Annotated in this window: 6 protein-coding genes and 3 pseudogenes; 6 read left to right on the top strand and 3 right to left on the bottom strand. The window is 64.2% G+C overall.

From position 1 onward, the window contains the following. The 6 genes and pseudogenes from FS320_RS46480 to FS320_RS37500 form a co-directional block, all read left to right on the top strand. Nucleotides 1-127: pseudogene (locus FS320_RS46480) on the top strand (IS630 family transposase); the annotation flags it as partial. 777 nt (nucleotides 128-904) lie between these two features. Continuing rightward, on the top strand, nucleotides 905-1,411 hold the full coding sequence (locus FS320_RS37520; RefSeq protein WP_244627639.1) for a helix-turn-helix domain-containing protein: 507 nt from the start codon (nucleotides 905-907) through the stop codon (nucleotides 1,409-1,411). Further along, the gene (locus FS320_RS48940) at nucleotides 1,408-1,671 is read left to right on the top strand and encodes a hypothetical protein (protein ID WP_244627638.1); all 264 of its coding nucleotides are present in this window, start codon (nucleotides 1,408-1,410) and stop codon (nucleotides 1,669-1,671) included. The genes FS320_RS37520 and FS320_RS48940 overlap by 4 nt, the downstream gene beginning before the upstream one ends. Nucleotides 1,672-1,692: 21 nt before the next feature. Then, entirely contained in the window at nucleotides 1,693-1,911 is a 219-nt protein-coding gene (locus tag FS320_RS48935; protein ID WP_338105642.1) for a transposase, read from the top strand. A gap of 38 nt (nucleotides 1,912-1,949) precedes the next feature. Continuing rightward, a protein-coding gene (locus FS320_RS37510; RefSeq protein ID WP_420846827.1) for an IS630 family transposase occupies nucleotides 1,950-2,896 on the top strand; the annotation gives its coding sequence in 2 pieces (ribosomal slippage) (nucleotides 1,950-2,295 and nucleotides 2,295-2,896; 948 coding nt in all). Nucleotides 2,897-3,077: 181 nt separating this feature from the next. Continuing rightward, nucleotides 3,078-3,221 (top strand): annotated as a pseudogene (locus FS320_RS37500) (DUF2285 domain-containing protein); the annotation flags it as partial. 51 nt (nucleotides 3,222-3,272) lie between these two features. Here the strand turns inward: FS320_RS37500 and FS320_RS37495 are convergent. The 3 genes and pseudogenes from FS320_RS37495 to FS320_RS37485 all read right to left on the bottom strand — a co-directional run. Next, a pseudogene (locus FS320_RS37495) lies at nucleotides 3,273-3,731 on the bottom strand (IS6 family transposase); the annotation flags it as partial. 53 nt (nucleotides 3,732-3,784) lie between these two features. Next, complete coding sequence (gene istB, locus FS320_RS37490; RefSeq protein WP_108523400.1) at nucleotides 3,785-4,564, bottom strand: IS21-like element helper ATPase IstB; 780 nt, start codon at nucleotides 4,562-4,564, stop codon at nucleotides 3,785-3,787. Continuing rightward, the coding region (locus FS320_RS37485; RefSeq protein WP_420846826.1) for a Mu transposase domain-containing protein at nucleotides 4,561-5,159 on the bottom strand (599 nt) is incomplete at its 5' end. The genes FS320_RS37485 and istB, both read right to left, overlap by 4 nt.

The raw sequence follows: 5,159 nt of genomic DNA, 5'->3' as shown, positions 1-5,159 counted from the left end.
GGAGGCCATCAACCGCTACGTGGCTGAAACCAATGCACGTCCCAAGCCCTTCACCTGGACGGCCAACCCAGATGAGATCATCGCTGCCGTCCGGCGAGGGCACCAAGTGTTAGATTCCGTCCACTAGAAGAGGCAGACGCAATCGCTCTGCCGACCCTCGCAACGACCCTCACCGCTTTTCAAATGACGATCCGCACGACCCTTTCGCTCCGCGCTGCTATTGAAACCGCGCTCGCGCGCAGCCAGTCACCGCAGCGGTACAATCGAAGGAAGGCCGCACCTCCGCGCCGCGTGTCTGTCCGCCACGCGTCTTTGGGCGTCCTTCCCTCGATTTTAGACGATGCCGCGCAGAAGCTCAGGGACATCGGACACGCTGCACAGGCCGAAGCCATGCGCTCGATCTCTCATAAGGTTTCCTCAGCTCTGGCATGATAGCCTACGGAGATCCGTCAGCTCCGGGTTGCATTTTCCTAACGGCTGACGGAATAGGGGGTCCTTCCCACTCGACTGAAGGCCAGAATAGACTTGGACATCGCTGCTGGGCTCGAAAAGGAGTCAGAGGCAAAGCGCAACGAAATTGTAGCCAAGTGGGGTTAACGATCCGCAGATTAGACACCCTAACGCTTGATCCAACCTGTTCTTCTGCAGATTCTGCCCCAGCACCTCTTGCATATCCATGAATGAGAGGACACCGCCCTGTAGAGAATTCCACCACGAGGTATTCTCGACATTCGACGTTGTAGGAGCGCTCCACCGCGACGGACGTGCAGTTCGCTGATGCGATCCGTGATGTCCAATGGACATCGCGTGATGTCGCTGCGGGGCCTTCCCTGCCGGGCGACAAGGTCTAAGTAGGTCGCCATAAGTCTTGCAACGTGAGAGCTGCGGGTGTTGCCTGAGGAGCATGCGACGACATGATCCCTTTCCTGAGACGCAACTCGACGACGCGGATCGCAAGCGGCTGACCGCAGCGCTCGCGGCCGCCCGGGAGGCACGGGTGTATCGCCGCCTCGAGGCGCTGCTGCTGGTGACCGAGGGCCATTCTGTGGCTGAAGCCGCCCGCCGCTGCCGGGTCGACCGCTCCAGCGTCCACCGATGGCTGGCCCAATACAGGACCGAGCATGAGGCCACGGCACTGATCGACCGGCCACGCAGCGGGCGGCCTCGCCGTCACCCGAGGCTTACGCCGCGGCGGCTGGCAGCGGCCCTGGCGCGCGACCCGCGCCGCTGTGGCTACCAGGCCACGAGCTGGACCGTGCCGCTGCTGGCGCACGACCTGGCCGCGAAAGGCATCGCCGTCAGCCCCCGCACGCTGCGGCGCCGGCTGCACGAGGCAGGCTATCGCTGGAAGCGGCCGCGCTATGTCTATGTCGAGCGGGCGGCTCATCTGGTGCAGAAAAAGGGGGCGTGATCCGACGCCTGAAGGCCGGCTGGCAGAGCGGCGATCGGCTGCTGTGCCTCGACTGGACGCTGTTGCGGCTGTTTCCGCCGCTGCGGGCGACCTGGGCACTCCAGGGCACCCAGGCGGTCGTGCCGATCACCGGCCGCAATGCCAAGCGGGTGCTGTTTGGGGCTATTGATCTGCGAACGGCTCGCCGGGTGGTGCTGCTCCGCCCCCGCGCCGGTCAGGCCGATGCCCAAGCGTTTCTGCGCGAGTTGCGGCGCCGGTAGCGCTGTGCCGGCTGGCTCTGGCTGCTGACCGACCGGGCCAGCGCCCACACCGCTCCGCAGACCCAAGCACTGGCCGACCGGCTGCGCATTCGGTTCGTGTGGCTGCCCCGGCAGGCACCCGAACTGAGCCCGATGGATCAGCTCTGGCGCGAGCTCAAGCGTCTGATTGCGGCCAACCGACAGGCGGCGTCCATTGATGCCCTAGAGCGGTTTGGGGTTGAACGGAATCGGGAGATCTGACTCGATGGTGGTCAGGGGCGTGAGCACAGAGGCTCGCCATGACCACACCGTTGTCTCAGGACCTGCGCCGGCGCATTGTCCGCGCAGTTGAGAAAGGCAGCTCGATCCGCCAGGCTGCTGCTCGGGATGAGGTCAGTCCCTCTGCCGCCGTGAAGCTCATCCGGCGGGTGCGCGAGACGGGCTTGGTGACGCCAGAGCGCATCGGCGGCCATCGTCGTCCCGTGCTCGAGCCGTATCAGGATCTACTTCGGTCGCTGGTGGAGGCGAAGTCCGGCATCACGCTGTCCGAGATCCAAGCCGAACTGCGCATCCGCGGGATCGAGGTGCAGGCGCTCTCAACAATTCACCTGATGCTCAAGCGCATGGACCTGACGCGCAAAAAAAGACGCTCAGGGCGGCCGAGCAGGACCGGCCGGATGTAGCCCAGCAGCGTCAACGCTTTCGGGTGTGGCAGCGCTTCATGGATGCAAGCCACTTTGTCTTCCTGGACGAGACCGGAACTGCCACCAACATGACCCGCCGCTACGGCAGGGCACCACGCGGGCAGCGGGTGGTCGATGCCACGCCGTATGGACATTGGCTGACCACCACCTTTGTGGCAGGCCTGCGCGAGCGTGGGATCATCGCTCCGCTTGTGGTGGACGGGCCGATGCGAGGCGAGATCTTCCGCGCCTATGTGGAGCAGATGCTGGCGCGCGCCCTCTCTCCAGGTGATGTGGTGGTGCTCGACAATCTTGCGGCCCACAAAGTGGCAGGGGTCGAGGAGGCGATCCGAGCCGTAGGAGGAAGTATCCTGTACCTGCCACCCTATAGTCCCGATCTCAACCCGATCGAGCAACTCTTCGCTAAGCTCAAGGCGCTCCTGCGCAAAGCGGGTGCACGCACCAAGGAGGCACTCTGGACCACTATTGGTGAGCTGCTCGATGCGTTCTCGTCCGATGAGTGCCGGAACTATCTCAGGAACTGCGGATATGAGCCCGTCTGACTCGAATCCGCTCTAGCTGCTGATGCCGCGACGTGGGTGCTGACGCTGACGCCGCAACAAGCGCGTCGCAAGGCTGGCATGATGTCCAAACACTTTTGGCCCAGAAAGCTGTTGCAGAACTTTTGGCGACCTACTTAGCCTGCGGGCGCGAAAGACAGGTCAGCGCGTGGGGAGCGCTAAGATGGCAGATGACTTTCTTGACAGTCCGCCGGAAAGCGAGGCACGAACCGACTACGATCGCAGCCACATCAAGCTCTATCTCAGGTTGCTTGATGCCGCGGCAGACGGAGCTGATTGGCGCGAGGCTGCCGAAATCCTGTTTGGGGCACCGTCAATTTAACGAGCTGAAGGCATAGCGCCTCCCCGGGTCGCCAGATCAGAAGCTCACGGCAGCGCCTGTCACTTCGGTCCAAGCAGTAAAGGCATGCGAGCGGGCCTTGCGACGTTCAGCAGCGTTACTGTTGGCTGAGCGGCGGAAGAGGTTTGCCACCTGATCGTGAGCCGAGAGAAAGCGCTGGGCCTTCCCGGCTGATTTGAAGCGCTTCATGATCCGCTCCCGTCGTCGCGTCGGCTGATGGCTGTTTTCCGCGCGATTGTTTAAGCCTTTATGCTGCCGATGCTCCACGCCCGGCATGATAGTCCGCTTCGCAGCGGCGTAGCTGGCCAGCTTGTCCGTGATCATCACGCGAGGTGCGACGCCCTGCTTCTTGAGCAGCTTGCGCAACAAGCGCTTGGCGGCCTTGGCATCGCGGCGGCTCTGAACCAGAATGTCGAGCACCACCCCATGCTGATCGACGGCGCGCCAGAGCCAGTGCTTCCGACCTGCAATGCTGATGTCAAGCGACACCGAGATTTACGAGATAAGGCGACATCCAGTTTTACGACGGCTCAAGCGTGAGCCCGCTGGAGAGCCTCCTCCAGATCCCGCAGGCGATAGCTGCGCCCCTTGATGTTGAGAACATGCGCTCGGTGCAGCAGGCGGTCGAGGATGGCCGTGGCCAGCACCTCGTCGCCGGCCAGCAGCTCGGTCCACTCCCGGATGCTCTTGTTCGTTGTAATCAGGATCGCGCCGCGGCCGTAGCGGTAGGTCACCAGCCGGAAGAACAGGCTCGCCTCCTCCCGGCTCATCGGCTCGAAGCCGAGTTCGTCCACAATCAACAGCGCCATGTTCATATACCGGCGCCGTTTCAGCTGCGCGGGCGGCAAGCCGGCATCGACCTTCAGCGCCGTCATCAGCTCGTCAAAGCGGTAGTACAGGACCGAGAACCCCATCTCGACCGCCCGCGTCCCGAGTGCCACCGAGAGGTGCGTCTTGCCCACCCCCGGAGGGCCCTGCATCAGCACGGTTTCGGCATTGCGGATCCACGCGCCCGTCGCCAGCGTGTCGATCCGGGAGCGCTCGATCGCCGGCTGGAAGGCGAAGTCGAAGTTCTCGAGTGTCTGGCCGATCGGCAGGCCCGACATTTTCAACGAGGTTTTCACCCGCCGTCCTTCGCGCCCTGACTGCTCCACCGCCAGCAGCCGGTCCAGAAAGGCATGCGGGGCCATCGCCTCGGCCACAGCCTCAGTCAGAAGATGATCGAGGTGCTCAGCCGCATAGGAGCAGCCCAGTGCCAGGAGCCGCTCGCGCGTCGTGTCGATATCCAGCCTGAGCTTGCCGGGGGTCATCGCGCCACCTCCGCCAGAGCCGCATAGAGATCAATCGACCGCTGCGCCACGGGCGCCAAGGACAATTCCTGGATGCGCGCGCCCATGCGCCCGAGAGGGGGCGGGGCCATCACCCGCTCCGTACTGGGCCCGTCATAGTGCGCCTGATCGATCAACAGGCGGGCCGGGGTGCCGCGTGGATGCGTGGCCACCACCTCGCAGGCCTTTAGGATCTGGATCTGTCCAGCGGTGCCACGCACCTCGACCCGCTGCCCGATGAGCCGGAACGGAACGCTGTATTGGCGCCCCTCGAATGACACCAAGCTGTCGAGACCGACCCGGCGGGTGGCCACCAGATCGAACGGCTCCGGCAGCGTCTCAGGCAGGCGGGTCAGCCGCGCCACCTCATCGGCCCAGGCCTCGGCGACGGTCGAACCGGTGGCGGGGCAGCGCCGCTCGTGGGACAGGATCTCAATGCGCGCATCGGTCCACTGCTGCAGCTCGGCCAAGCTCACAAAGGGGCGGCCATAGGGATTGATCGCCAGGCGCTGATCGCGCACCCGCCGCTCCACTTTCCCCTTGCACTGGGGCTGGCGTGGCGGACAGGCGTCGATGT

Source organism: Microvirga tunisiensis (genome assembly GCF_009296175.1).
Lineage (GTDB): Bacteria > Pseudomonadota > Alphaproteobacteria > Rhizobiales > Beijerinckiaceae > Microvirga > Microvirga tunisiensis.
This window is presented reverse-complemented; position numbering and strand designations above follow the sequence as displayed.